The organism is Micromonospora sp. GCM10011541 (assembly GCF_042650725.1).
Classification (GTDB): Bacteria; Actinomycetota; Actinomycetes; order Mycobacteriales; family Micromonosporaceae; genus Micromonospora; species Micromonospora sicca.
In genome coordinates this window covers 1-1,793 of the sequence record NZ_JBHSBP010000087.1, presented here as the reverse complement: position 1 = coordinate 1,793, position 1,793 = coordinate 1, and the positions used below count along the sequence as shown (strand labels likewise).

Genomic DNA, 1,793 nt, shown 5'->3' with positions numbered 1-1,793 from the left:
CTCTCCACCTCACCCATTTCGAATACCGATACCTACCGGATTCTTGTTGAGATCACGTCAATATCTTGACCTAGTTGCCGATGTCTTCGGAGTATTCGACGCGCTCTGCATCTCCCTCCAAGTGCTTCGCGCCGTCCGAGTCGTTTCATCGCCCGACTTCAAGGACGCTCCTCAATAGGCGTTCGGCACACACGAATCTCCCACGAGGACCGCGAAGACTCCTTCGCCGAAGCACGGTTGCGGCGTGTGAGCGGTTGACGGCCTACCAACCCCCCATTCGACATGGTCCAACCCAACCAACACGTCGTCGATCATCCAACTGCGGGCAATGACAGAGACGATTCGTCCATGCAATGCACGCCGCGCGCCGACCTCTCGCTCCAGTTCAGATCGCAGTACGTTGCATTCTTCGCCTCGACTAAGCCGCTGCCACGCAAGTCACGCTACCGCTCGGACAAGCCAGATTCGTCAGACACATCGCCCGCACTCTCATGCCGCCGATAGTGCTCGGGCGGCTCAGCCGCTAGGAGGCGCGGAGTTTCGGCGTGTTGGCGCAGGGGCCTTGCCGAAGATGGCTTCCTGGGCCGCTTGGGCGAGGGTGGCTTGGGTGGTGGCGGGTAGTCCGAGCCTGTTCCAGTGGAAGATCACGTGCAGGGCGGTTACTGCCCGTAGGCCGCGGCAGCCCAGATCCCCGAGGTCTGGACGAGATTACGTTCGACGCCGGGGCGACGCAGACTTCCTGAGCTGAGACCCCGCGTGTCCGGAGCTGAGGACGGCCGGAGCGGAAGCTGTGGCGGGAGGATCCGACACCAGCCCCGAAGGCAGTACCCAGGCCAGGGTCGAAGCCGCGCACAGCCAGGATCCATCGGTCGCTGCCACACCAAGACGACCGGTCGCGCCGCCACTCCTCGACGCAACAAGCTTCACACATCACAGTGGATCGTGCACACTGCGTACATGTTGGCAAAGGGGGGTGCCGAGAGTCCCGCATCGATCCGTCTGGTGACACCAAGCTCACGCGATCGGGAGGCCATCGACGCGGCCATCCAGCTCGGGAACGGGGCCCGCGCGACACTCGGTCACATGCCGTTCTCCGCTTACGACGATGCGGCAGACAAGGGCACCCTGCTCATGGCCTACGCCGAAGACCGCGCCGTGGGCTACGCCCTCTACGCACTGGCACGTCGACGTGTCCGGCTCAGTCACCTCTGCGTCGACTCCGATCGGCGCGGCGAGGGCATCGCCCGGCTACTTGTCGAGCACATCAGCGATCTCCACCACGACCACCTCGGCATCGCCGCACGCTGCCGGCGCGACTACCGCCTCGGTGAGATGTGGATACGCCTCGGCTTCGCGCAGCGCGGTGAACGCCCGGGCCGTGGCAGCAGCGGAGAACCGTTGATCGACTGGTGGCGGGACCACGACCACCCCAACCTGCTATCCGCGGACGCCGACACCGTCCTGGTGCGCGCGGCGATCGACATGAATGTCGTACGCGATCTCACCGAAGCTGACCGCACCAACGCCGACGAGTCGTACGCGTTGCTCGCACCTCACCTCGTAGGGCTGCTGGAAATCGTCCGTACAGCAGCCTTGAACACCGAGATAGACCGCCTCGACAGCGATCTCCGCTCTCAGTGCACCCACCGAGTGCAATCGTTCCCCACGGTGCGCTCCGATTCCGCCGCACGTGCCCACATCATCGACGAGCTCCGGCGGCACACGCGCCCCCTTGACCCAATGCCGTTCAGATAAGGCCTTTCGGGCAGGCCAGGATGGGTGTTGGGGGTCCC

The 1,793-nt window shown here is 64.2% G+C and carries 1 protein-coding gene and 1 pseudogene; one reads left to right on the top strand and one right to left on the bottom strand.

Annotated elements, in window-relative coordinates; translation table 11 throughout:
* Window positions 1-516: 516 nt before the first annotated feature.
* Window positions 517-678: pseudogene (locus ACFOYX_RS30480) on the bottom strand (bacteriocin biosynthesis protein); the annotation flags it as partial.
* A 279-nt stretch (window positions 679-957) separates the two neighbouring features.
* Between ACFOYX_RS30480 and ACFOYX_RS30475 the strand changes: the two are divergent.
* Window positions 958-1,755 carry a GNAT family N-acetyltransferase gene (locus ACFOYX_RS30475; protein WP_322444134.1) on the top strand — a complete coding sequence of 266 codons (798 nt, stop codon included), beginning with the start codon at window positions 958-960 and terminating at the stop codon, window positions 1,753-1,755.
* Window positions 1,756-1,793 lie beyond the last annotated feature (38 nt).